The sequence below is a fragment of the Ligilactobacillus ruminis ATCC 27782 genome (assembly GCF_000224985.1).
GTDB lineage: Bacteria > Bacillota > Bacilli > Lactobacillales > Lactobacillaceae > Ligilactobacillus > Ligilactobacillus ruminis.
Window position 1 is genome coordinate 1,064,174 of record NC_015975.1, and the last position, 24,659, is coordinate 1,088,832.

Sequence of the window (24,659 nt, forward strand, 5' to 3'; positions counted from 1 at the left end):
TTTAACAAAGCAGCCCTTTTTCACAAGGAAGAATGGTTTTCTTTTCCTCTACGGAAAATCCGGCCAAGAGTCTGCGCAATTGATGCGCGTTTATCTTTTTGACCTCGCTCTGATTTCTCGGCCACTGAAAGCGTCCGTTTCGATGCGCTTGTAATACAGCACGAATCCTGTTTTGTCCCAGTAAAGAGCCTTGAAACGATCGGAACGTGTACCGCAAAACAGAAAAATCGCATTATCATAGGCGTCCAAACTGAACGCCTCGGTAACAAGAGCAGCCAATCCGTCTATCCCATTGCGAAGATCGGTCTTACCGCAAACGAGATAGATTTTCATATTATTTATATTTGAAAACATTTTGATCACGATACCAAAGATAGTTGTTCAAATTTTTGAGAATCTCTCTCGAAGCTCCGTTGTAGATTCGGATTTCAACATCTTCCGTAATAATTTTCGCAGCCATTTCCCTGACCGGTCGATATGTTTCTTTAGGGCTTAGGTCAACAAGGTTGACTTCCACGACGTCATCCAATTTCATAATTAAACCTCCGATATACTTGATGTCTAAAGCATACCAAGATATCGGAGGTTTATGAAGAACGCTATTTTAACGACCGCTTACAGTCCACCCTCATTATGTAACGAGGGTTTGACATGAAAGCCCAAAATCCCCATTTTCTGATAGTTTCCATGGTATCACTTTTAAAGTGCGGAGTTTTCACCCTTGTTTTCTTTTAAGGATCTGTATGCACGATGAAAGGCAGATTATTGCTTGCCAAAAAAGCGATCAGATTGCCTGACCGCTTCCAAAAACTACTTTCTTTTTCTTCTTCCGACAAAATACAGTACCGCACGCATCCCGGCAAACAGCCCGGCAGCTTTGCTGAAAATCCGATACAGCTTCTCTACCCTGCTCGTCAATTTTCCCATATATGCCACTCCATTCTTATAAGCTCTTTCTTCATCACTATCGTAACAAAAATGAACATATTTGGCAATTAATAAGTTTCGTAATTGCGAAAACACGCTTCAAGTGTTATCATGTAGTTGAAAAAATAAGTTTCAATCCCCCTGCTTCGAAGGCTGCGGCCGAGCGCAGGTTTTTTTTATGCAAAGGAGCGAGCATCCGTGGTGCAATCAGATCTAATCAAAAAGCTCAACATCAATGATTTTGGACCAACCAAAAAGCAGCAAACAATCATCGATCATCTTGGTACATATCGTTTCATCAGCTATGCCACACCGCTTTGCCGATTCGGCTGCACGTTTCAAGACGTCCATGATCGAATCCGGCTTGACAAAAAATTGCGTCAGGCCGTTTTTTCGATCATTCAAGAACTTGAAATCGACTTGAACACAAAAATTACGTCGCATCTTGTCGAAAAATACGGTCCGCTTTGCTACCAGGACATTTTTCCTGGTGCCAGACTGACGGTCCTAACAAATACCTGAAATACGATGCCGTCGACAGAAAAATCATTGAGCAGGAACAAAAACAGCTCATCAACACCATCACTCACCTTTCAAAAAGCGACAAGCCAGAAAACCAGTCTCTTCTCGAGCTTTCGCAACACATTTCGCTCGGCGAACTGATCCACATCTACAAGCTCATGAGCAAGCGCAACCGCAAAGAAATCGCATCCATATATGACTGCAGCGTAAACGAGCTCATCAGTTGGATGGACTGCATCGCGCTTTACCGCAACTGCTGCTGTCACAACGGCAACCTGATTGATATCAAAATCGAAACAAGGCCCGTAACGCCCCAATCATATTCCAAATATCTTTTTCGCATGAAAGATACAGAAACGACAACGAACAGGTTCGCACTGGGCTGTGTTGTCATACTGCATTTGGCAAAAACAATCAACGTTGAAAAAGAGGAAAAGGATGCGTTGAAACAGGCAATCTTAGCCCTTTCAAGCGACAAGACGACGCTTGAATCCTATGGGTTCGTCAGTTGGGAAGGATTTGAGGGGGCGTTTGGGGGATGAGGCTAAAAACGATTTAAAATTATATGATTCCGTTGTTTTATTTTTTTATCGTCACCATTGTAAGAATTTCCTCATCAGTTAGATAAAAACTTGTCGCGCGACAGTGATTCAACCGCTACAAAGTCATTTACATTCCTCATCAGTTAGATAAAAACTTGAGTGCCAAAAGAATTTCGTTTTGATGGATAAATACGACTTTACATTCCTCATCAGTTAGATAAAAACAACTTGAAAAATCGAACGTGACAAAGCGCCCTTTACATTTACATTCCTCATCAGTTAGATAAAAACCCTTTGCCGCTTGAGCTATTTCCGAGGCTTTAGTCAATTTACATTCCTCATCAGTTAGATAAAAACGTCAACAAAGGCATCAGCCACGACCTCAAGCTGGCGCAATTTACATTCCTCATCAGTTAGATAAAAACGAACGTCCTGAAGGTCGTTTACCACGTTAAAAACGAATTTACATTCCTCATCAGTTAGATAAAAACCGATGATCCTAAAGCAGAAATCGACCGTATGGACAATTTACATTCCTCATCAGTTAGATAAAAACTTTAGCTTGTAAGAGTTATAATATATAATGTAATAATTTACATTCCTCATCAGTTAGATAAAAACATGTCATTGTTGATACATTTGCTTTTATGCAATCAAAATTTACATTCCTCATCAGTTAGATAAAAACCCCAGTAACTCGCCTTTTTCTTTGCTTGCGTCTTTATTTACATTCCTCATCAGTTAGATAAAAACTCTGGTATCAGGATACGGTCGATGAGCTGCGCAAAGAATTTACATTCCTCATCAGTTAGATAAAAACACGCACCGTATTTAACTTTAGCATACCCGATATAATAATTTACATTCCTCATCAGTTAGATAAAAACTCTTCTTCACCAAAACAAAACTCGGCCAAAAGTTAATTTACATTCCTCATCAGTTAGATAAAAACAGCTACTACACGCAAGAGTTGACTCAGCTTGAGTAATTTACATTCCTCATCAGTTAGATAAAAACCTTGAGTACAACAAAGACGGTCTCGTCACAACTAAATTTACATTCCTCATCAGTTAGATAAAAACCGTTAGGATATGGGAATACCAGCGTTGACGGCAACATTTACATTCCTCATCAGTTAGATAAAAACGATATGCTGCTAACCACAAAGGATATTTTTTAGCAATTTACATTCCTCATCAGTTAGATAAAAACGTTGACCAGTCGCAATAGTTGCCGTTGCCGGCGGCGATTTACATTCCTCATCAGTTAGATAAAAACGGAGTTAAGCGACTGTACAAACATAAGAGCTGTCTTTATTTACATTCCTCATCAGTTAGATAAAAACTATGAAACTCTTAATCAATATGATTATGGATATTATAAATTTACATTCCTCATCAGTTAGATAAAAACATAAACTCTTTTTGAGCTTCTTTAATCGTGTCATCATTTACATTCCTCATCAGTTAGATAAAAACCATGTTTTCTGAAACTGGTTAAGTTCATCAATGGTATTTACATTCCTCATCAGTTAGATAAAAACAGGTGGATATAATGCGCAAAAACTTTGAGTTAGTTAAATTTACATTCCTCATCAGTTAGATAAAAACGGAAATACGATTTCACGCCCGATTGTCACTATTGAATTTACATTCCTCATCAGTTAGATAAAAACTGGTTTCTCCACCGAATACTTACCTGAATTCTGTAATTTACATTCCTCATCAGTTAGATAAAAACTTTCTCTTTATTTTCAGTTTGCTATTGCAAACCGTGATTTACATTCCTCATCAGTTAGATAAAAACATCGTTTGCCCGTTGAAAACAAGAGAGTTAGTAACATTTACATTCCTCATCAGTTAGATAAAAACCTAGGTCAGGAAGATCATTCAGCAGTTCTTTCAGTATTTACATTCCTCATCAGTTAGATAAAAACCAAGTTGTGAAGCCGACTGTCTAAACACGATTAAAAAGATTTACATTCCTCATCAGTTAGATAAAAACCAAGTTGTGAAGCCGACTGTCTAAACACGATTAAAAAGATTTACATTCCTCATCAGTTAGATAAAAACTAATCAATGTTTACTCCGCTCCCACGATAATACCAATTTACATTCCTCATCAGTTAGATAAAAACGCGGGTCTGCTGCTGATGGCTGCACCCGCGGAAGCACATTTACATTCCTCATCAGTTAGATAAAAACATTTTTACATTTGTAATTATAGCATAAAAAAGAAGATTTACATTCCTCATCAGTTAGATAAAAACAGCACCCATTTCAGAGCGGTTTACTCAAAAGGTAAAATTTACATTCCTCATCAGTTAGATAAAAACATATTCATTTTTGCATTGGCTCTCGTATTAGCCAGTATTTACATTCCTCATCAGTTAGATAAAAACGTCAATAGATTTTAAACAAAAAAGTTCCCGTCAGATACATTTACATTCCTCATCAGTTAGATAAAAACTCCATAGTTTGAAAATACTAACACCACTATATATCTTAAGCGTATTTCTGTCAATGCAATAAAAATTTGAAGCTTATTTGATATATAATATGCTCGAACATCAGTAGATGCTTTCGTATCAGTAATTATAGAATCTGTCGAAACACCGTAATAATTTATTTATTACACATAGACAGATATATTAGAAGAAATTTGAAGTATCTGCGGATGTGTCCATACCCCAAAACTCTTTGATCAACCATTTGTTACTTCTGCTTTTAAAAATAATTATTGAATCTAAATCTTTATCTATCCATTTAGACAATTCTGATTTTAATTTATTTAATTTTGCAACTGTTAGTTCTCCCTCAAAAACAGAGTTCTGGATATGAGTAAGATATTTTTTACATATTTTAAAAACTCTTCTCATACGCCTGGACCCATTATTTTCAACACTTATATCATAAACTAAAATTACATACAACTTATCACCACCAAATTTTAAAAGGAGAATATTCAACATCATCCATCAAATCTTTAATAACTTTATAGCACTCTAAGCGTATCAGATGCCTATATGATACGTTTCTTCCCAAGCTCCGATGCCGTAAAGTTTTATTAAGATAATCATCGTACGCTTTAGTTACCTTTTTGAGTGCACTCTTTTTCATATAACAACCATTAGATCCCTTTTCAAAATCTTTCTCTGAAACCTGTTTTTTATTTATCAACGAAAATATCAGTCTATCTACTATCAATGGTTTAAAAACTTCAGAAATATCTAAACACAAAGAAAATCTCCTTTCGTCAGGACTATGCAAATAACTAACAGTAGGATTGAGCTGAGTAACATATATTTCGCTCAGACACGTACTGTAAACCATCATATTCAAGAAAGAAATTAAAGTATTAACCATATTATCCGGAGGCCTTCTGACTCTAGAAGAGAAATTCACCTTATTATCAAATATAGTCTGCCAAGCGCTATAGTATTCACGATGTATATTTCCCTCTAACCCCATAAGTTCCTTTATAGTATCGGATTTAGCAATATCCTTTTCCAACATAGTTATTCTACTAATTTGTTCCTCCAAATCCTTGCCCCTACGCGAATAATACTTCAAATTCCTTAAAATATTATATGAAGCACCCTCCACAAATTTCTTTGCTAATCTAAGCCTAGTATATTTATCCTCAAAAGCCATAACCTGGTTGACCAACAAAGTTCCAGACACATTTGTTTCTCTAGGATAAAAAGAACCCGTATAAAAACCGTAAAAGTTAAAAAGATGCACCGGTATTCTATTTCGGGATAAATAATTCAGGCACTTACTATTTAATGTGATCTCTCCAAATAGATATATGTCCCTAGTAACTTCAATTTTCAAATCTTTATATTCGCCATCATCACGCTGAATTCTAATTGAATTGTCTTTTCTAAATAATGTGCCACTAGAAAACAAATAATAACTTTGCATCGAATCACCTCCATTAATTAAATATAGCAATATTCATAATATGCACATGATCTACATATTTTATCATCAATTATTTTTGGAGCGTGTTTCAAATTTACAATATTCCTTATTCGTTGCAATAATTCTTCAATTTTATTTTCATCTTCATCAGTGTATATAATCTCAATTCTTTTTTTAATCGAAGGGTAATCTATTATTCCCTTTCTTATATCTATTCCCTTTTTTCTAAGATAATAGATATAATATTTCAATTGCCATTCCGCTGCTTCTTCGATAGAGTTGCTCTTTTTTATTTCATGTAATATGTTCCAATCTTTTATCATATCAATGTTGACAACATAATCAATCATAACGTGCTTTTCATTTTTAGAATAGCTATCTTCGTCTATTAATTTTCCAATCTGAACTCTTGATGATTCATTTTCAAAACCTAAATTGTGTGTAAATAGCCAAAGTTTTCTGTTACAAACATAGTAATAATTTATCATGTTACCAGTTATTTCCATAATATATTGCCTCTTTACTAATGTCACCAAACGTTGCTATCTTCATCATCAATATTTTTAGATAATGACAATCCCTTATCAAAGCTATAGTTAAATCCCTTAGAAAGAATAATTATATTTCTTTTTCCGACTTCAATCACCTTATAAATGTTTTCAACTTCATATACTATATATGTTGGAACTGCAACGGTAAGTTGGTCTAGATAATTTGAATATTCAATTTTCTTATCTAAGTAATCTTTTGATTTATTCTTTCCCTTATAATAATCATTTAAAAAAGATATTTTATCTTTAATAGACATCCGATTGCTTTCGTACACAGAATATGGCATACACTGAATTGAATCAATGTCTCTAAATTTTTTCATCACACTTCTTCTGTCAATCGCATCATCAGCCCCTGATTCTAGATACGATATCGTATTTTTGACCTCTTCTATATAGTCGTTGGCTACATCAGATTCTTTAATCTTTTTTGTAGTATATACATTGTTTATTAAATCTATCTTTTCTTCTTCGCTTAAATATCCATCAATGTTATTTATCGCATTCTTACTAAGCTTATACATCCCGTAATGCACTACAGTTCTGCCACCACCATGTATCCCGCTAGGATTTTTTTCCCCACCATCATATACGTATACATTATATTCATCACCAACATAATTTCTTCTTCTGTAGCATCTCCCCATTCTCTGAAACAATCCGTTTAATTCGGATAATTCAGTAAATAAAACGTCAAAATCAATATCCAACGAAGCTTCAATTACTTGAGTTCCTATCCAAATACCCTTTAAATGATCATTTGAAAATTTTTGTATTTCTATTTCTTTCTTTTTTCTATCTCGTGCAATAAACCTACTATGAATCATATGAACATCATTACCTATATGCTCAAATAATGCATCATACACTTGCATTGCCTTATTAACCGTATTGCACACTATCAATATATTTCCATCAAATTTTCTGTAAATCTCCATAACCTTATCAATATCCAATTCATAATGGAAAATTTTAACTTTATGTCTACGATTCAATTTTTTATCTAAGAACGGTTTTTCTTTTTCTGGTAATTTATATTTAAGTCCCTTTTCTTTCATAAGATCAACTATAAACGGAGCGAGAGTTGCCGTCATTATACAAAATTTCCCACCATATTTTTGTATAATTTTTAAGCCATATATTATATATGCCAATAAATTTGGAGAGTACATTTGAATTTCATCAACTATAACTTTACTGTATGATAGTGTAGCTACTTTTGCTTCAAACCCTTGATAATGATATACAAAACTAAATATTTGATCTATTGTACTTATTGTAAGTTGTTGTGAAAGTTGTCTTGATCTTTCCACATATTCTTTGTAGTTAGTTATATTAACATTATTTTTTTCTCTAAAATTATCAATTACCTTGTTGGACATATCCGAATATAGAATAGATAAGTATTCATTAGATTCATCTTTACTGCCAAATGCTTGTGTTCTAACCCTATCAAAAATAGCATTAATCGCTGATCTAAGAGGCAGAACAAAAAAAGTTTTGTTATTACCTGCCCATCGTAATGCAGCTTCTGTTTTTCCCATGCCTGTTTGAGCAACAAAAACGATGCTATCATCATTATGTTCAACAGTCCATTTTTGCAATTCGTTCCATTCAAAATCATCATTTTTATCCTTGTGATACTTTTTGATTCTATCGGCAAAATTTATTCGGCCAGGAGATTCAATATCATAGCCGCCTGACGCCGCATAATCTATACGATTCAAAAATCCTTTCAAAATAACAAAGTAATCATACTCTGGATCTGAAGATGATAATCGGGCATCTAAATCGAAATACTCATTTTGAACAATAATTCTTTCATAAAACCTTCCTACGGCCTTTTTTTCAAATTCACTATCCCTTTTCAAACCTAATAAATAAAAAGGAAATTTATCCTCCTCCTTTCTAACCAACTCAATTTCATTATCATAATTCGATTCAGTAATTTCAGAAAAATCTCTTGCATGATGCAATGCTATTGAATATGTTAATGCTCTTATTTGTTCATCATCAAATTCCTCTTCTAATTCATCAAATGGCAACATACTTATACTTAGCAATGCATGAGGTATTTCTCCTTCTATTTTGCTTTTTCCTTCTAAAAGTTTACTTTGAAATTTACGGTTCATCTTACCGAGATCGTGGTATTTACATGCAATTTCCAACAATCTCCATCCATCGTTTTTTAAGGCATTCGGGTATAACTTTTTTAAAATGGCAAGTCTCTTCAATAATTCCTTTGTATGATCTACTATCGTTTCACCGCTTGATTTTGCTAAATATTCCATAGAAACACCTCCAAAAATAGCGACACAATGTGTCGCTATCTGTCAATATCTAAATTTAAATACTATGCTGGAAAAATCGGGCAATTATTATCAGCATCAATAAAAACGTTACCCCATTTTACTTTATAGTCAGAAACATATGTCACCTTAACTTTATTCCACATACGTTCAAATCTACCACGTTGCATTTCATGAAGTGTATAATCTTTATTTATGTTATACTCTGTTCCTTTAACTAAATCTTTATATCTCAGTGCAACCATTTTAGATTGTTTAATTTCGCCATCGATTCCCATAATAGAGTTGTCCAATACCAATGGAATATAAGCAGACATACAATCCACTCTTTCCGGAAGAGCATCATCATCACTCATTTTTCTAACTTCAACAATTTCTACATCTTTAAAAAGTGCCAAATCCTCTCTTCTTCCTAGAGAAGGGTACTCTTTTGGATTACTCAAAGATTCATATATTTTACCAATTTCTTCTTGATTCTGAGGAATTATATGAATTAAAAGGTTGACATCAACTAATAACTGAGTATTTCCTATCCCTCGACAAACACCATATCCACCAACGTTAAACTGATGCCTTTTTTCATCAAATTTACTATTACCAAATTCATATCTTGTAAAAAGATCACTTGTAGTTGAAGCAAAAGATCCCTGAACACTCACATACATAGGATGATACTCCGTATATCCACACAAATTATGAATCATACCTATAACTGTTGAATACGGCGGTAATGGATAGCTTTCTCTAAAAAAACAACTGTTTGGAATGCGATAATTAGCTGTTTGTTGATAAATTTCAAGTCTAATTGCCTTCATAATAATCAGATACTTTCTTCTGTAAACTTTCAATAACGCTATTAATATTTGTTGCGTCCAGTTTTTCTCTAACCTCATTATCATTTTCAAAAATTCCAGGAACCATTCCCACAAAAGTATTGTCCCTGATTTCTTTATTTTCCAATACGGAATTTATAGATTCAACAACAACCTTGTTTTTCTTTATTCTCACATCATTCTCAAACAAAGGATTTTTTAAATCATACACTCCTCCAATAATAAACAACGGTTTGAGATCTTCACGTCTTCCGCGTATATCTCTATAAAGATACTGAACAACATCAAGAAGTTTTTTTACTCTCCTACTCTTCTCAGCATTACTAAGATTTATGTTATAGTTATCATCAACCCCTATTTGATCTAAATCAATTGTCATTGTATAAGCATAATATGCTTCATGGATTTCCGACTGGGCAATACTATTATTAACATCCACCCCATTATTCTTCATCCTGTCGGCAAGTCCCTTATTAGTTAAGAAATCAATATCTCCAAAATATGGTTCTTGACTGATTGCATTCGACAGTCTAACCTTAGCTGAACGAGTAAGAGCATTTGCATTTTTTTGCGTCTTCATATAACCAAAAAAATCTATTTCAGGAAACTTATCAATGGTTGCATCTTTGGAAAACTGAATTACTTTTTTATCTCCAGATCCCTCCGCACCAAGAGTGGCAAACGTTTCCCCAAATTGTTCGACTATATTATATCTTAATGCCTGTCTAGAAATATAGGTGTACTGATTTCCGCCTTGACGTGTTAACTTCTTTAAAGAAGAAACATTTCCAATACTTTCACCGTAATTAGCACTATTTGCCTGCATAACGATTGTTACTGTAAGTCCACTATTTTTCATAACTAACCCCTCCATGAATTATTTTTCAACATTATCTTTTGAATCTGAAATCAAGCCTGCAACAAAAGCATATCCTAACTGGTTGAATTCAATATCTTGACCTTGTTTTGATATAAACTCACTAGGAATAATTCTGTCTAAATATAAATATGAATTCAAAATATTATTGAGAAATTCTTGCTGGTTATTAGCCTTCAAATTTTGTAAAAGTCTGTATGCTAATCCCTTTGCCTTATTTTCATTATACTTGCTTCGATATGCATCCCTAATAATAATTCCTTCCCTTCTAAACTTTTTAAGATCTTTTTCATCAATAGTCATACAACCCAGACCTCCTTCTTTGTTTAATTCTTTATAATATAAATAATTTATATTCAATATTGCAGAGATACAAAAATCATTATAGTTTAAATCATTTGAATCGGTTGCCTTTAACAATTCTATTGTATATATGAGGCTATCCATATTCGCAGAGTTAATAATTCTTTTAACAACATCGTCAAGTATTTTATAACGATCAATGCCGCGATAGTCTTTTATCCAAGCATTTTCCAAAACCGAAATCAGATTATCATCAGTCCCAAAACTCTTATTTATGCAATCGTACAACACTGCAGAAGCTAATTTAGGAACTGTTGTAAATATATACTTACATCCTTTTGAATTATCAAAATTAATTACTTGAATATTAGCCAAATTATACTTGGAACTTTCGATACTCTTGAAATTAAAAGAATTTACAAATGCTGCATAAGGTGACTTGGCATTCCTATTAGCTTCACCGCTATCTGAAATCATCTTAGTTAAAATAGCATCATTTCTCTTTACAAGCTCATTTAAATTTCTTGTATAATTTATAAATATGCCTTTTCCATCAAAATAATTATAATTAAAGCCTGCAGGAATTGCGGAGTACATAAAATTACATATTGGACAAATCAACAAATCATTAACGTAGTTCCAAGAATTGCTTTTTTTCTTCTCTACATCATACCCCATCCCGTTAATAAAGCTATAACTATATGAGCATCTTTTTCCTTTCTTAATTCTTCTTCCGCAAGTAGAACACAAATATTTATCTTTATCATGATTTGAATTAAAATATTCAACCACGGGATTGATAAAGTAATCATTATACTCTTTAATAAAATCTTTCTCTTTGCTATTTTTGTTTAAAAATGCGACATTGTTCCATCCCATAGATATAATTTTATAACAAATAATTTTAGCAGGAAAATATTTATGACTATCATCTCTATCAAAATAATCAATGATATTTCCTATCTCTTTTAACATCATTTCTAAAATTGATGTTGATTTTTTATTATCGTTATCTTCTACCTTACATAATTTATTATATTCCCTATAATAGTTCCTACATTTTTTAAGAGCGTTCTCAACATCGAACTTTGAGTTTATCAACTCTTTGACTTTCTCATAACTTTTAGAATCTACGAATTGCTTTATTTTGTTAAGGAGATTTTCAAGTTTCTTCTTATCTTTTTCATCAAATTTTTCTAAATTACCACTAATCCAATCGTCAATCTGACCTCGAAAAGATATGATATCGTGGTATTTAGTACACCTACCATATTTTGTAACAAAATATTTAAAATATTTTTCTGAAAAATTTATCAAATCGCTAGAATCAATGACTAATTCATTTTTCCCATTATCATCGTCAGTATCAATCCCTAGTATCCGAATGATGCCGACTATACCTGCATTTTCCAACCAACTGCCCTTGGAAAATTTAATTTTTTCACCCATTGATTACACCTTCTCCATTACTTTGCACAATCCAGCAAAGCTACCGCATTTTTCACCAATGCCTTCTTTAATCATCCTATCTATCAATGTAGGATTGCCGTTAATTTCAAAAATGCCAGTTGTTGCCTCAATAAATATGTCGAAAGGTTTAATAACAGTTTTCTTTGTTCTAATTGGTGAAATAACTAGCCCATCAACCAAATTACACAAATTACTACCTGACAATTTCATGGAAGTAATATGTTTCAAAGCACTATTATAATCATTAACATCATCATCAGTTATGCATGATAAAAACCTTCCGTTATCATCCCTAACAACTAAAGGTGACATTGTTTTAATTAGAACTTTTTCTGTCAAAATCACAGGCTCGTTTACGATAGACAATTTTCCTATCTTGCAGTTAAGATTTTTATCGAAAGAAAATACTCCTTGATGATTTAGCCAAATAAATGCATTATAAAATTCTAATGCCAATTTATTGTCCGCAGTTGAAAAATATAACACTGCATTTGGCCCATCTGAACTAAGTATTATCTTTTTATTCTCTATTTTGGAATATGGAAAATATACGCTCATAGCAAACTTTTTTTGAACATTTTCATCATACATCTTATGAAACAATTCAGGATTTGTTCCTGACAATCCCCTCTTTACCAATGACAGCATTTTTGCCTGGTAAGAAATATCCAATAACGGTTCCTTACTCTGATCTTTTAACATTAACAAAATAGGTAAACGATATCTCATTATGACACCTCCGTCGTCATGAATTATATATTAATCAAGATGAACGTTTTATAATTATTTAATCATGTTATCCATATATTAATATTATTTCTGCACAAATTCATGAATTTATCTTGAAAAAATAGCCCCTACTTCAAATCAACCTGCGTCTTGCTCGTCATCCCTCCGTTTTCAAACGTCAACGTTGCCGTGCCACCCTTGGTTCCTGTGACCCACGTTGCATTGAGCGTTGTTTCACCGCCGATTTTCATTTCATTTAGATTGTCAGGTTCCCCATATCGCTTGACGACATCGTCATAGTTGGCCCCGTCTGCGATTGAATCGAATGCCTTCAAGTCAAGCTTGGGAGAACGCGTAAATTTGAAACCGGTTATGTCTTTTGAAACCGTCTTGTCATCATTAAACTGAACCGTGACCGTCACGCCGTCTTTAGTCCACGTTTCATCTTTAACTTTGACGTTTTGAAGATTGGTTGTTGATGTGGAAACGGGCTTGCCCAATGGTTTTTCAACGTCGGTCAAAGATGTCCCGCCATCTCCGTTGCTCATCAGATCGCCAACGACGATTGCGTCGAACTTCTTTCTCAGTTCCGCATTTTTCGAAATAATTCTGTCATCTTTTTTATGCGATGTTTCAGCATTACTGCTTCGTGCAGATTTGTCACTGCTGCTGTCATCTCCGCCACCGGCAACGGCACCGATAATAATTATTGCAATGACTGCCAGAATCCAAAAGCATCCTTTTTTGTAAAATGGTTTCTTTTCCACATATACTTTTCCGTTTTCATCTGTAATCTTCTTTTTCATAGTTAATTCCTCAAATAAATATATCTTTAACAGCTTTACACGATTTAATTTTTATTCTTCTTTTCTTCTCCACTCCATCCCCCCTGCCGTCTTCTGTTTTCCCTTCAAACAAAGACAGATTCCGACGGTATTCTTGAAACCGAAATGTCGTGCCGCTTCCGTAGCCGTTTGAAATTCGCCGCAGAAGACGTTGTTTTTGAATGCTTGAATCGGGCCGGTGTTTCGATTCTTGAATTTTTTTCTTCTTTTGAATCCGTAGTCAGTGGATGCGGCACGTCCCGGATAGTCCCATTTAAGGTTTTTGACATTGTTGTTGCCTTCTTTTCCGTCGATGTGGCGCACGAAGGTTCGCTTAGGATCATCATTTTCGATAAACGTCCTGGCAACGACTTGAGCTACGGTATAGTTCTTCTTGTTGCCGTCTTTGTCAACCAGACGGATTATCTTGGTGCCGTTTCTCAGCTTGCTGCACTTGAGAATTCTTTTTTTGGAAATCGTTCTGTAGCCTCTTGACGTTTTGATCGTTCTTGGCATGCTCATGATTTTGCCGGTATCGGACACCATGTAGCGTCCTTCGTAACCTTTGATTTCTTTCCAGACCATGTGTTTTTTGCCCACTTTCGTTCATGAAATATCATCTTGAGTCTTATCATACGCTTTTTTTAAGCGCTAATTACCGCAAATTTGCGGCAATTAGCATTTTTTTGCAGAAAAAATACCGAAACCATTAAAAATGATTTCGGTCTTCTCTTTTAATTCAATTTGATTCTGTCGGCATTGTACCATTTATACCCGTGTCGCTCGCAATATGCGTCGATTTTTTCTGAAAGTTCCCTGCCGGGTCGATATTCGACGATGTAGACGTCAAGTCCTGCTTTTTTGGCCTGCTTAAGGTATCTTTCGTAATAATCCGTATTTTTTCTTGTTGAAATCATATGTCGTGAATACGTCTTCTTAATTGACGCCATCATAAAGCTTTTTAGCACTGCCGTCTTTTAACGTTTCAGAAACAAAGACGTCTCCTCCGTTGACGATCAGCTTGAACTCCTGTCGTTTGAGTGATGCAAGCATCGACTTCAGGCTCTGATAGACTTCAGGCGTATGATATCGATAATAAACATCGGTGTTATCAATGAACAGGCCATCTAATCCTCGTTCCTTATACACTTGAGCCCGATCCTGAACCACCAGACGCTGCCATTTTTCCTTGGTGACGTCTGCCCAATGTTCATCCGGCCAGCCGTCATATCTATCAAGCATGACGTCTTCATAACTTTTATAATAGGGCTGAGCATTTTCAAGCGAACCGATGTTGAGGTATGCGTCAACTACCACCGATTAAAATCGGTGGCTTGTAGCTCACAAGTCTAATGACTTAGAAGTAGTAGCGCACGAATGTGCTTCTTCACGAAGTGGCTACGTTTGGGTGGTTGACAGCACCCTAGATTACCAACATGTCAGTCGGTAACGTTATTTAATTCAAACTTAGGATGCTCGTTTCCAGTAAGATATTGCTTGCCCAGTTCGTACAGATTCATTGCGCCAACACGGTCATCATTAGTTTTAAAACCGCAGTATGCACAATCATAGCGATGTAGTGCATGATTGCGGTTTTCTTTGCAAATTTGACCGCATTTAGGGCATCTTTGACTGGTGTATTTGGCTGATACAATCAATACTTGTGATTGATTAGCCTGTGACTTATATGTCAGCTTAACTTGCAAATCGTAGAACGACCATGAATGCAAATCACGATTACGGTCACGAGCGCCTTGGTTTTTCTCATCAAATGATACGTTGGTCAAGTCTTCTAAAACGAACAGAGTATTTGCTCCGTAGTGTTGTACGAGTGTCTTAGACAGTCGATGATTAACATCTTCCATCCAACGGTTCTCTCGTCCAGCCAATCGTTTCAGATGACGTTTTGCTGATTTGGTATTGGCAGACTGCAGGCGTTTACGCAGGTAGGCATATTTCTTTCGACGATGGGCAACTTGCTTGCCGTTAAAAAACTTAGTTTTTCCTTTTTCATCATAGATGGTCATAATTTGTCGTAAACCACGGTCAATACCCACAATATGCTGATTGCGAAGTTGTTTCCATTCACTGACTTCAATTGTAACAGGAACATGTAAGAACCAATGCTTTTTAAGCTGTACTAGTTTAGCCGTTCCCAATTTTGCATTAGCAGAAAACAAATATGCTAGATAATCAGCTTTGAAGGGTACCTTAATTCGCTTTCCTAAAACATTAAGCGAAATCATGGTACGATTCTTGACAAAAGAATAGTTAGAACCGTGTACATAGTCTGCCTGTGGACGTTTGAAGTGAATTGGCTTCCATAACCAATCTAAGGTTCGGGGAACGGATTTCCAAATATGTCTGCCAGTTTTTTCATCAATCACTTCAGTATCATAACGATAAGGACATTGATACAATTGAGTTCTCACCGTATCATATCGTGCCTTAACCGTTCGATAAGTCGACTGTACCATTTGTGAATTAAGATTTGGTGATTCATTTCGCAGATAGCGATACATATCTTTCTGAAAGACCTTTTGGTTTGCATTAAAATGTCCGTCAAAATACCATTGACTGACAATATTGCATAGACGTTGATATTCCTTGGTTATTGCCTTAAACGAAACTATTTGTTCGTTTGTCGGATACAGTCGAATCTTAGCAGTCAGTGTTTGTTGCATTGTATTCGCCTCCTTTCTTTTAATCATATTTATATTATATCACAATGATTAAAAAAGTTAAAAAAGAACACCTCATGGCGTTCACAGTGGTCTTATATCCCATGACTAAAGTCACGGGTATTACGACCTAACCATCAATAAACATTTTTGCCGTCTGCTTTCAAAGTTTCAACCTGCTTGCTTTTGAAGCTGCTCGGATCAACCACTATGTTGTCATAACGCTCGTATTTTTTCTGCTGATTCATGTCATCACCGATAAACACGCCGTAATCAAAAGAATCTTTGCGGCATGCTACGAGGAGTACGGTTACTGCTGAAAAGAGCACTGCCAAGCATTTTATGTGCTTTGCTTTTATAGCTTCTCCGTTATGTTTTAATAATATTCCATTTATTTTATGTTAACTTGTAAAGACTATTCCCACTCAAAGTTCTCTTTTCCCGCACCGAGCTCAAAGTGATACTTCACAAGTCCGAGATCTTCTCCGCAGGTGTCGCATTTCAAAGCGACTTTTTGACCTTTTCCGCTGATCAGAAAATTTTGTTTGCCAAATGCAGTGGGTGCAAGCAGCGCTGCATTTACACCGGCAACGAACCAGTCCGGTGTCTCACCCTCGTATGAACTGACTGCTTCGACATCCTTTTGCTTGTGCCGTTCCCCAGCGGTTTCCCCATACCCGACAACAATGATTCCGATGACTTTTTGATTGGGAACTTTTCCTTCGACGTTTTTTTGCTGAACGTTCCGCCAATCCACCAGGTGTTGAGTCCAAGCGTTTGGGCATAAAGCATCAGGTCTGCTCCGACATATCCCAATCTCTCGTTCAGATCAGCGCTTTCTTTTCCTGACATGATAAAATAGTTGGCAGCATTTTTGGAAGCCAGTTTTCCCATGAGATTCAGTGCTGAAGAATCCTCCGTTTCCAGTTTGACGTGCACCTGATATTTCTCGTTGTCTTCTTCGACGCGCTTTTTTAAGGCTGAGAACGTTTTCTAAGTCAAGCTCTTCATCCCGATATCTGCGCACGACGTGTCGTTTTTTCATCGCCTCTTTAAAGTCCATATATTTCCCTCCTTTATTTTTTTATTGAGCAGATTGCAAAAAAAGCAACTCGCTATGACGCGAGCTGCTTTCAAAAATTATTTGACGCTGACATCTCCGGTTTGGTAATTGATTTCGATGCCCTTTTGAACGTTTGGCACGAACACGTTGAATTCAAGCGATCCCGATCTGCTTTTGGCCTCAATATGCGCCCCGGAAGGAACCAGATTGCCTTCTTCAAACAAATCGGTAACGCGATAGCGAACCCGTTCATTTTGATCAAGCGCTTTTCGGACAAGTCCTTCATAGTAGTTTTGACCGGTCGAATTTGCGCTTTGGGCCTCATTTGCCCAGGCCGTTTGCGTTGCGATATTGTCTGGATTGGATTCAGATGCGTCAAACCCTCTCAGTCCCCCGACCAAAGCATAAGCCAGCAAGTGACCTCTGTCGTAAGCATGAGAGTAGCGACCGCTCAAATCAAGTTTTTGTTTGAAGCCTTGGGGGCGCCAGTCGGTCCTGCCTTGGCCGGTTTCGCTGCGATTTTTGTATTGTCTGGTCGTCTTGTTCAGCCAGGCATCCCCAATCATCGCCCCGGTTTCTTTTCTGTTGACCGCATACGGAGCACTTGAAACATTGGCATTCAAATCGGTCTTGTTATCATTGATGATGAAGGCTCCATGTCCGTTCCACTCGATTTTCTGTCCGAGTCTTTGTCTGATCGAATCGCTCAAAACGCTTTCCGCAAGCTGTCTTTCCGGTGTGCTTTCGTCGTTTTGGACGCGGCTTGTTTGAGATTGACCTCCTGAATTCAGCCACTCGTCCAAGCCGATTTTTTTGCCGAAGGCAGTCCAGCTCAGCAGGACCACCCCGATGGCAATGATCAGGGTCGCAAAGCTTTTGTTTTGTTTTCTTCTTTTGACCATTGTTTTTCCTCTGCATTCCACAAGATGTTTCCATTATAACAAAAACACCCTACAAAATGCAGAGTGTTGAAAAAATTTGATCAAATCTTGAAATGGCCGGTATTTTTCTTCAGTTCTGAAATAATTCCGTTGAGCCAGTTCATCGTTGCCATGACCTCTTCGGAATTTGCAGAAACTTCCTACGTCCCGGCAGCATTTTCTTCCGTTGAGGACGAAATGCCTTCAAGACTTGTCATTACCTGCCCCTGAATCTCTTCAATCTTGACGCTTGCATCCTTGACCTGTGCCATGCTGTCGGCCAGCCCTTGATTGCTCTTTCAGACTTCTGATGTCGACTTGATGGCACTTTCGATGAGTTTCATCTGCTTTTGGTTCCGCTGAACGATTCTTGTTCTTTTTCAACCGTCAGATTCGATTGATTTTTGATTCAGAAAATGATCTCTTCAATTTCATGCGTTTATTTTTAACTTTGTTAGACCGGACTGGGAACCTCTGAAGCAACGACCAGGAAACCTTTGCCGTCTTCATCGGTGCCGGCTGCTTCAATTGAAGCGTTCAAAGCAAGCCGGTTCGTCCGGTGCGAAATTTCGCCGGAATAATCTTTGGACACTTTGATAGTCACATATTTCTTGTTAAACGTTCACAATTGATTTCACGTGTTCCTTTAGTAACGAAAACGTTTTTACAATCTTTTCATAAATTTTATTTGACATTCTCCTTTTCCATGTCGTATAATAAATGATGTTGCGATGGTTCGGTAGCTCAGCTGGATAGAGCATCCGCCTTCTAAGCGGACGGTCGTGAGTTCGAATCTCACCCGAATCATTCATAACTTACTTAACCGAGCTTTTAGGGCTCGGTTTTTTGTTATCCAACCAAAAAATCCGGGGATCATCCCGGGTTTCCTTTGACATGCCGGATGTTTTCTCGGTTCAGCAGTTCACCGATTTCTTCCAGCATCTTTTGATCTTTTTTGAGCCAAAATCTTCTGTCCAACATCTTCTTCGTCTGTTTTGCTTCATCTTCGACGATGACCGGTATCGGTCCCAAATATCGTTTCATAATGGCAAACAACTGGCGTTTCGTTTCGATCGTGATCGTGTTTGGAAAATGCAGTGCAATATATTCAATCGGCTCGACGCGATCAACCACGAAAGAAAGACCGTTTCGTTCCTGAACTCTGCCGTAAAACAACAACTCGGCATTTCCTTTCAATCCTTTATGATATCTGAGAAACTGTTTAGGGAAAAAAGTTGCCTCCATCTCGCCCGTCTGATCAATGCATGAAACAAACGCCATCTCGTCGCCTTTTTTGGTCTTGATCTTCTTAATTTCCTTAATTCTAACAAGAACGATTGCCTGCTGATCGGGAACAAGGCTGGCAAGCGAACTTGCTCCGATTCCTTGTGCGAATGCACTGTATTTGTCAAGCGGATGCGCTGACAGGTATACGCCAAGATGTTCCTTTTCTTTTTCCAACCGCTCATCCAGAGTCAGTTTCTTGACGTTTTTCTTGCTAGGCACGAAAAGCGATTCAAGCAAGGGAACACTCATCGAAAGCTGATCGTACTTCACCAAAACGTCAAGCCTGTTCAAAAGTTGACTTCGATCGGCTCCCAAAGAATCAAACGCTCCGACGTAAATCAGCGTTTCAACGATCGGTCTGTAGCTTTTGGCGATTTTTTCGCGTTCTTTTGCATCACCGTCATGATCTTGCTTATCGACAAGAGCACGATCAACCATTCTGTTCATGAAATCATCCAGACTTTTAAAAGGTCGGTATCCGCCAGCATGGCGCTCAGCCAAAATCTGTCGAATAAAATCGAATCTGATTCCCTTCACGGACAGAAAGCCAAACATGATGCCACCGTCAGAAATGCGAAAATCATAACTGCTTTTATTGATGTCGGGCGCAAGGATCTTGATTTTGCGCTTCTTGGCAGCCACCAAAAAGCTTTGAGTCTTCTCAACGTTGCCGATTACGGTACTAAGCAGCGCACAATAAAATTCTGCCGGGTAATGTGCCTTAAGGTAAGCCATCTGAAAAGCCATCTTCGAATACGCAACGGCGTGCGAACGATTGAAGCCGTATTCTCCAAATCGTTCAATGTAATCGTAAACTCGCAATGCGTCTTCTTTTGAGAAACCCTTTTTTTGAGCACCTGCGACAAATTTGACGCGCATTCTTTCAATCGTTTCATGTTCCTTCTTGCTGATTGCCTGACGCAGAATATCGGCTTCGCCCAATGTGAAACCACCCATTTTTGACGAAACCTGCATGGCTTGCTCCTGATAGACGATAATTCCGTAAGTGCTATTTAAAATTGGTTCCAAAACCTTTGCCGGATAAGAAACATTTTTTCGTCCGTGACGTCTTGCCGTAAATTCGTCAATGTTTCGAATCGGTCCTGGACGATACAAGGCATTCAAAGCAACGATGTCTTCAAAATTCTCAGGTCTGATTTTAAGCATGGCCTGTCTGATTCCATATGAATCAAATTGAAAAATTCCTTCCGTTTTGGCATTATAAAAGAGTTCCAAAGTTTCTTTGTCGTCGAGCGGAATTTGTTCAAGATCAAGCTTTGATGCTACATTTTGGTTGACAAGATTCTTTGCCGTATTCAAAATTCGCAAATTTTTCAAACCTAAAAGGTCGATTTTGAGCAAACCTGCTTTTTCAACCGGTTTTTTTGAAAACTGGGTCATCAAATAACCGTCATTTCCGATTTGAACCGGAACGACTTCGTCAAGATTTTGATCGCTTAAAACGATTCCGGCAGCATGCGTCGAAAAATGTCTGGGCAACCCTTCAAGCTTTTGCGCAGTTTCAAACAGGCGCTCGTTTCTTTTGCTGTCCGCGATCAAATTTCTGATTCGCTGAGATTCCCTCCGAGCACGCTCAAGCGTCATTTTATCCCCGAAAGGTATCGCCTTTGACCAAGCCTCAGTCTCGGCCTGAGTCAGCCCGAATATGCGGCATACGTCGCGCAAGGCCTGCTTGGCACCAAATGTGTCAAACGTAATAATTTGTGCCATGTGTCGACTTCCGTACGTATCATAAACATACTTGATGATCCGATCACGCTTATTGTCAGGAATATCCAGGTCGATATCAGGCATTTCGTGACGTTCTTCATTTAAGAAACGCTCAAATAAAAGATTATACTTAATCGGATCCACATCGGTAATGCGCAAGACATAAGATACCAGCGATCCGGCGGCAGATCCGCGTCCGGGTCCAACGATGATACCGACTGAGCGCGCATATTGCGTAATCCCGCTGACAATCAAGAAATAGTCTTCGAATCCCATCTCATGAATCACTTTAAGCTCGTAATCAAGACGCTTTTGATAAATGTCGATCTTATCAGGATTCTCTCTGAAACAGCGCTTGATTCCGTCAGCGCACAGCCGTTTCAAATAATCATGTGATGAAACTTTTACAACGCCCTTTTGAAATTTGTAATGCGGCAACGAGATTTCAGATGGAGTCAGCCAAAAGTCGATTTCGGAAAGAAGTTTCTCAGTTTGGCCAAATTCGGTTTCCATCCCTGCATTTTTATAATCGATTTGATATTCATTCGGTGACTTCAGATATTCAGAACCGGACATACGCTGATCAAAATTGATTCTTTCATCCGCATCAATCGCCTGGAGAACCACTTGTCCAAAATAATCATCCGGCTTCAGATATTCGACTTTTGACAAGGCGATTTGCGGAATCTTCAAAGTTTCTGCGATCCGATACGCATCAAGCAAAAGTTCGCGCGAAAATTGAGGTCCTTTGCCCAGATACAGTTTTGCACCGTTTGACTGCAGCTTTTTAAGAAACTTCGGCGAGCTTGCAACCTTGATCGACTCGGGCGAAACAATCACCGCCACCCCGTCAAGACAATCTTTTATGTCATCGCACGTTTGCGGGTTGTCATGCGGATCAAGGCTGTTTTCAGACAGTTTGTTTGATGAAATTTTCACTAAATTTCGATACCCTGCTGCATTTTTGGCAAGCAAAAGCAAAGAAATCGGTTCTTCTTCACCGTCTCCTTGCATATTAAGCTCAATTCCGATTACCGGTTTTTTTATTCCGTATTTACGACATGCTTCAAAAAATTCAAACGCGCCATAAAGAACGTCGACGTCGGTCAGGCAAAGTGCCTCATATCCCATCTTGCTTGCGGCTTCGACGTAATCGCTGATCTTAAGCGGGCTTTGCAACAGACTATATGCGCTTTTTACTTGAAGCGGTGCAAACATTTTGCGTCATCCTTTCTAAAACAAAAACACATGTACGCTATTTGTTTACATTATACTAAAATTTCTAAGATACTTCCATTTTTTTGCGACAAATTCCTCAAATTATTTATGAAATGAAAAGAAGTTTGTGCTACAATATGTAACGAATGAGAGGTGTTTTCAAATGGCAAAACAACTGACTATTTTGGTCTGGGGCGCTATTTATGGTGAAGTCATCGGATACGTGCTTTCCGCTTTGAGCGGGACTGCGTTCGATCCCGCAATGAGTGCCGTCATTCCCGCAATCGGAGGACTGATTGCAATCAATCTCTTATCGCTTTTCGTTAAGAGTCCTGAAAAGAAGTAATAAAAGAGCCGAGGGCAATTTGAAGTGCAATAAAAAAGTTAGACAAAATTAAACAATTAAGCTGTCATGGCATGATTTCGGTATTCTACCGGAGTCATGCCTTTTGTTTTTAAAGAAACCCGTTCGTAATTAAAGAAATGGATATAGTCTTGAACCATCATTTGAAATGCAGTAATGTCTTCAAATAATGGTAGCCCATCCAGCAACTCAGTTTTCAGTATGTGGAAAAAGCTTTCCACTGGTGCGTTATCCAGACAATGTCCCTTACGAGACATACTTTGAACAAAGTGATGGTTAGCCAATCTTTGAGTATAGTAAGGCAACTGATACTGCCATCCCTGATCCGAATGAATCAAGGGGCAGGCATGATCAGGAAGATTCCTGATTAATTCATCCACAGTCCTTGTAATTAAATCTGAATTCGGGTGAAGGCTGACCTGACATGCCAGAACTTCCTTACTGGCCTCATCAGTCATCACCGAAAGGTAAGCCCAGGTTTGATTAGCCAGACGGACCTGACTGACATCTGTATGGCACACCTGATAGGGTTTTGTCGCGCAAAAGTTCTGATGTAATCGGTTAGGAGCAAGATGACCTACGGTACCTCGATAGGACGAATACTTTCGATTTTGATGACGGTTGTAGATGGTTACCTGAATGTCCAGGTCACGCATTAGCCTCCGAACGGTATCACCAGCCAGATGAATTCCCAGACGTTCCAATTCAACTTGAATTCGTCGATAACCGGCAGTGAAACGATTTCTCATGGAATACTTCTGCGCAATAATCATCATCTGCCTTTTAACTTCATGATACTTGTCAAACTTATTACTGATGCGCTTACGTTCATCATAGTAAGTTGCCCGTTTCAACTCTAATTTAGACAGTAAGTCATTAAGACTGAAACGTTCAGCTTTAGGCATTTGTAACTGTTCGGCCCTGATCTGGTCAAGAATCATCGTTTTCCGTCGTGCTTTGAGTTCCAGAACAGGGCCGCCGCTTTTTTTAATATGGCTGCGTCCAGACGTGCATCATACAATTCTTTCTTTAGCTTGATAATTTCAGCCTTCAGCCGCTCATTTTCGCTCAATTCTGATGATGTTGGTTTCTTTTCCGGGTGTTTTGGTGATTTCATTTGTTTTGGCTTCCTTCCCTTTTGATGAGGACGCAAAGCTTCTATACCACCCGTTTTAAATAGTGTCCTCCAATGGGATACTTGACCTGGAAGCAGATCAAACCTGGCAGCAACTTCAGCTATGGTTACCTCATGTGTTTGATAATAGTCTATCACAGCCAGTTTAAAATCAGTGTCAAATATTCTCTTATTTCTACTATGACGAATTTTACCTTGAAGTCGATATGTTTGAATCCAGCTTCGAACAACCCTTGAATTGAGGTTGTATCCTCGAGCTAATTGGATACTCGTTGCCATTCCCTGATTATATTTACTAATAATTTCCGCTTTCAGTTCCGGACTGTACTTTGCCATAAAAAATACCCCACAATCATTAGACTACTTTGTCTAACAATTATAGGGCACTTCACAATTGCCTCGGCTTTTTTAGAATCAAAAAAAGCCCCGCTGGTTTAGCGTCACTTC

Annotated in this window: 25 protein-coding genes, 1 tRNA gene, 1 pseudogene and 1 CRISPR repeat array; of the genes and pseudogenes, 4 read left to right on the plus strand and 23 right to left on the minus strand. The window is 37.6% G+C overall.

The features are described 5' to 3' along the window. Window positions 1-90: 90 nt before the first annotated feature. Together tnpB and LRC_RS05380 are read right to left on the minus strand one after the other, a co-directional pair. Window positions 91-333 (minus strand): IS66 family insertion sequence element accessory protein TnpB, encoded by a 243-nt coding sequence (gene tnpB / locus LRC_RS05375; protein WP_014073493.1) that lies wholly within the window; start codon window positions 331-333, stop codon window positions 91-93. Window position 334: 1 nt separating this feature from the next. Further along, window positions 335-535 carry a hypothetical protein gene (locus LRC_RS05380; protein ID WP_014073494.1) on the minus strand — a complete coding sequence of 67 codons (201 nt, stop codon included), beginning with the start codon at window positions 533-535 and terminating at the stop codon, window positions 335-337. 593 nt (window positions 536-1,128) lie between these two features. Between LRC_RS05380 and LRC_RS11940 the strand changes: the two genes are divergently transcribed. Next, a complete protein-coding gene (locus LRC_RS11940) occupies window positions 1,129-1,449 on the plus strand; it encodes an Abi family protein (RefSeq protein ID WP_014073495.1) in 321 nt (106 codons plus the stop codon). Further along, complete coding sequence (locus tag LRC_RS05385) at window positions 1,395-1,991, plus strand: Abi family protein (RefSeq protein WP_241531266.1); 597 nt, start codon at window positions 1,395-1,397, stop codon at window positions 1,989-1,991. Before LRC_RS11940 ends, LRC_RS05385 begins: the two co-directional genes overlap by 55 nt. A gap of 60 nt (window positions 1,992-2,051) precedes the next feature. Then, a CRISPR array of direct repeats spans window positions 2,052-4,460; the repeat unit is 30 nt; unit sequence ATTTACATTCCTCATCAGTTAGATAAAAAC. A 181-nt stretch (window positions 4,461-4,641) separates the two neighbouring features. On the opposite strand, the gene cas2 is transcribed toward LRC_RS05385, so the two are convergent. From cas2 to LRC_RS10590, 18 genes and pseudogenes are all read right to left on the minus strand, one after another. Further along, window positions 4,642-4,962, minus strand: coding sequence for a CRISPR-associated endonuclease Cas2 (gene cas2, locus LRC_RS05390; RefSeq protein WP_258414215.1), 321 nt, complete (start codon window positions 4,960-4,962; stop codon window positions 4,642-4,644). Continuing rightward, window positions 4,928-5,917, minus strand: a complete 990-nt coding sequence (gene cas1b / locus LRC_RS05395; RefSeq protein ID WP_014073496.1) for a type I-B CRISPR-associated endonuclease Cas1b — start codon at window positions 5,915-5,917, stop codon at window positions 4,928-4,930. The genes cas2 and cas1b overlap by 35 nt, the downstream gene beginning before the upstream one ends. 17 nt (window positions 5,918-5,934) lie before the next feature. Further along, on the minus strand, window positions 5,935-6,423 hold the full coding sequence (gene cas4, locus LRC_RS05400) for a CRISPR-associated protein Cas4 (RefSeq protein WP_014073497.1): 489 nt from the start codon (window positions 6,421-6,423) through the stop codon (window positions 5,935-5,937). A 23-nt stretch (window positions 6,424-6,446) separates the two neighbouring features. Beyond that, window positions 6,447-8,759, minus strand: coding sequence for a CRISPR-associated helicase/endonuclease Cas3 (locus tag LRC_RS05405; protein WP_014073498.1), 2,313 nt, complete (start codon window positions 8,757-8,759; stop codon window positions 6,447-6,449). 62 nt (window positions 8,760-8,821) lie between these two features. Next, on the minus strand, window positions 8,822-9,592 hold the full coding sequence (gene cas5 / locus LRC_RS05410; RefSeq protein WP_003693854.1) for a CRISPR-associated protein Cas5: 771 nt from the start codon (window positions 9,590-9,592) through the stop codon (window positions 8,822-8,824). Then, window positions 9,579-10,469, minus strand: coding sequence for a type I-B CRISPR-associated protein Cas7/Cst2/DevR (cas7i, locus tag LRC_RS05415; RefSeq protein WP_014073499.1), 891 nt, complete (start codon window positions 10,467-10,469; stop codon window positions 9,579-9,581). The genes cas5 and cas7i overlap by 14 nt, the downstream gene beginning before the upstream one ends. 18 nt (window positions 10,470-10,487) lie before the next feature. Continuing rightward, complete coding sequence (cas8a1, locus tag LRC_RS05420) at window positions 10,488-12,239, minus strand: type I-B CRISPR-associated protein Cas8b1/Cst1 (protein ID WP_014073500.1); 1,752 nt, start codon at window positions 12,237-12,239, stop codon at window positions 10,488-10,490. Between the two features lie 3 nt (window positions 12,240-12,242). Continuing rightward, a complete protein-coding gene (gene cas6 / locus LRC_RS05425) occupies window positions 12,243-12,989 on the minus strand; it encodes a CRISPR-associated endoribonuclease Cas6 (protein WP_003693851.1) in 747 nt (248 codons plus the stop codon). Window positions 12,990-13,117: 128 nt separating this feature from the next. Further along, window positions 13,118-13,795: a DUF3862 domain-containing protein gene (locus LRC_RS05430; RefSeq protein ID WP_014073501.1), complete on the minus strand. Its 678-nt coding sequence runs from the start codon at window positions 13,793-13,795 to the stop codon at window positions 13,118-13,120. Between the two features lie 51 nt (window positions 13,796-13,846). After that, window positions 13,847-14,398 carry an NUMOD4 domain-containing protein gene (locus LRC_RS05435; protein ID WP_014073502.1) on the minus strand — a complete coding sequence of 184 codons (552 nt, stop codon included), beginning with the start codon at window positions 14,396-14,398 and terminating at the stop codon, window positions 13,847-13,849. 149 nt (window positions 14,399-14,547) lie between these two features. Beyond that, window positions 14,548-14,766: a hypothetical protein gene (locus LRC_RS11945; RefSeq protein ID WP_014073503.1), complete on the minus strand. Its 219-nt coding sequence runs from the start codon at window positions 14,764-14,766 to the stop codon at window positions 14,548-14,550. Continuing rightward, complete coding sequence (locus tag LRC_RS11950) at window positions 14,750-15,130, minus strand: endo alpha-1,4 polygalactosaminidase (RefSeq protein ID WP_241531264.1); 381 nt, start codon at window positions 15,128-15,130, stop codon at window positions 14,750-14,752. Before LRC_RS11950 ends, LRC_RS11945 begins: the two co-directional genes overlap by 17 nt. Before the next feature lie 122 nt (window positions 15,131-15,252). Further along, complete coding sequence (locus LRC_RS05445; RefSeq protein ID WP_014073504.1) at window positions 15,253-16,497, minus strand: RNA-guided endonuclease TnpB family protein; 1,245 nt, start codon at window positions 16,495-16,497, stop codon at window positions 15,253-15,255. A 134-nt stretch (window positions 16,498-16,631) separates the two neighbouring features. Further along, a complete protein-coding gene (locus LRC_RS05450; protein WP_258414218.1) occupies window positions 16,632-16,829 on the minus strand; it encodes a hypothetical protein in 198 nt (65 codons plus the stop codon). 80 nt (window positions 16,830-16,909) lie between these two features. Further along, window positions 16,910-17,433: pseudogene (locus tag LRC_RS11955) on the minus strand (nitroreductase family protein). Next, on the minus strand, window positions 17,324-17,557 hold the full coding sequence (locus LRC_RS12275) for a hypothetical protein (protein ID WP_225354871.1): 234 nt from the start codon (window positions 17,555-17,557) through the stop codon (window positions 17,324-17,326). The pseudogene LRC_RS11955 and the gene LRC_RS12275 overlap by 110 nt, the downstream one beginning before the upstream one ends. Window positions 17,558-17,634: 77 nt before the next feature. After that, entirely contained in the window at window positions 17,635-18,459 is an 825-nt protein-coding gene (locus tag LRC_RS05460; protein ID WP_014073505.1) for a DNA/RNA non-specific endonuclease, read from the minus strand. Between the two features lie 472 nt (window positions 18,460-18,931). Continuing rightward, on the minus strand, window positions 18,932-19,081 hold the full coding sequence (locus LRC_RS10590) for a methyl-accepting chemotaxis protein (protein ID WP_080876831.1): 150 nt from the start codon (window positions 19,079-19,081) through the stop codon (window positions 18,932-18,934). A gap of 129 nt (window positions 19,082-19,210) precedes the next feature. On the opposite strand from LRC_RS10590, the gene LRC_RS05465 reads away from it, so the two are divergent. Further along, a tRNA-Arg gene (locus tag LRC_RS05465) sits at window positions 19,211-19,284 on the plus strand. A 66-nt stretch (window positions 19,285-19,350) separates the two neighbouring features. Here the strand turns inward: LRC_RS05465 and LRC_RS05470 are convergent. After that, window positions 19,351-22,713, minus strand: a complete 3,363-nt coding sequence (locus tag LRC_RS05470) for a DNA polymerase III subunit alpha (protein WP_014073506.1) — start codon at window positions 22,711-22,713, stop codon at window positions 19,351-19,353. Window positions 22,714-22,876: 163 nt separating this feature from the next. On the opposite strand from LRC_RS05470, the gene LRC_RS05475 reads away from it, so the two are divergent. Further along, window positions 22,877-23,059, plus strand: coding sequence for a YjzD family protein (locus LRC_RS05475; RefSeq protein WP_014073507.1), 183 nt, complete (start codon window positions 22,877-22,879; stop codon window positions 23,057-23,059). 56 nt (window positions 23,060-23,115) lie between these two features. Here LRC_RS05475 and LRC_RS05480 read toward each other — a convergent pair whose 3' ends face one another. Both LRC_RS05480 and LRC_RS05485 read right to left on the minus strand, forming a co-directional pair. After that, complete coding sequence (locus tag LRC_RS05480; protein ID WP_014073339.1) at window positions 23,116-24,018, minus strand: IS3 family transposase; 903 nt, start codon at window positions 24,016-24,018, stop codon at window positions 23,116-23,118. Next, entirely contained in the window at window positions 24,015-24,548 is a 534-nt protein-coding gene (locus tag LRC_RS05485; RefSeq protein ID WP_014073509.1) for a helix-turn-helix domain-containing protein, read from the minus strand. Before LRC_RS05485 ends, LRC_RS05480 begins: the two co-directional genes overlap by 4 nt. Window positions 24,549-24,659: the final 111 nt, after the last annotated feature.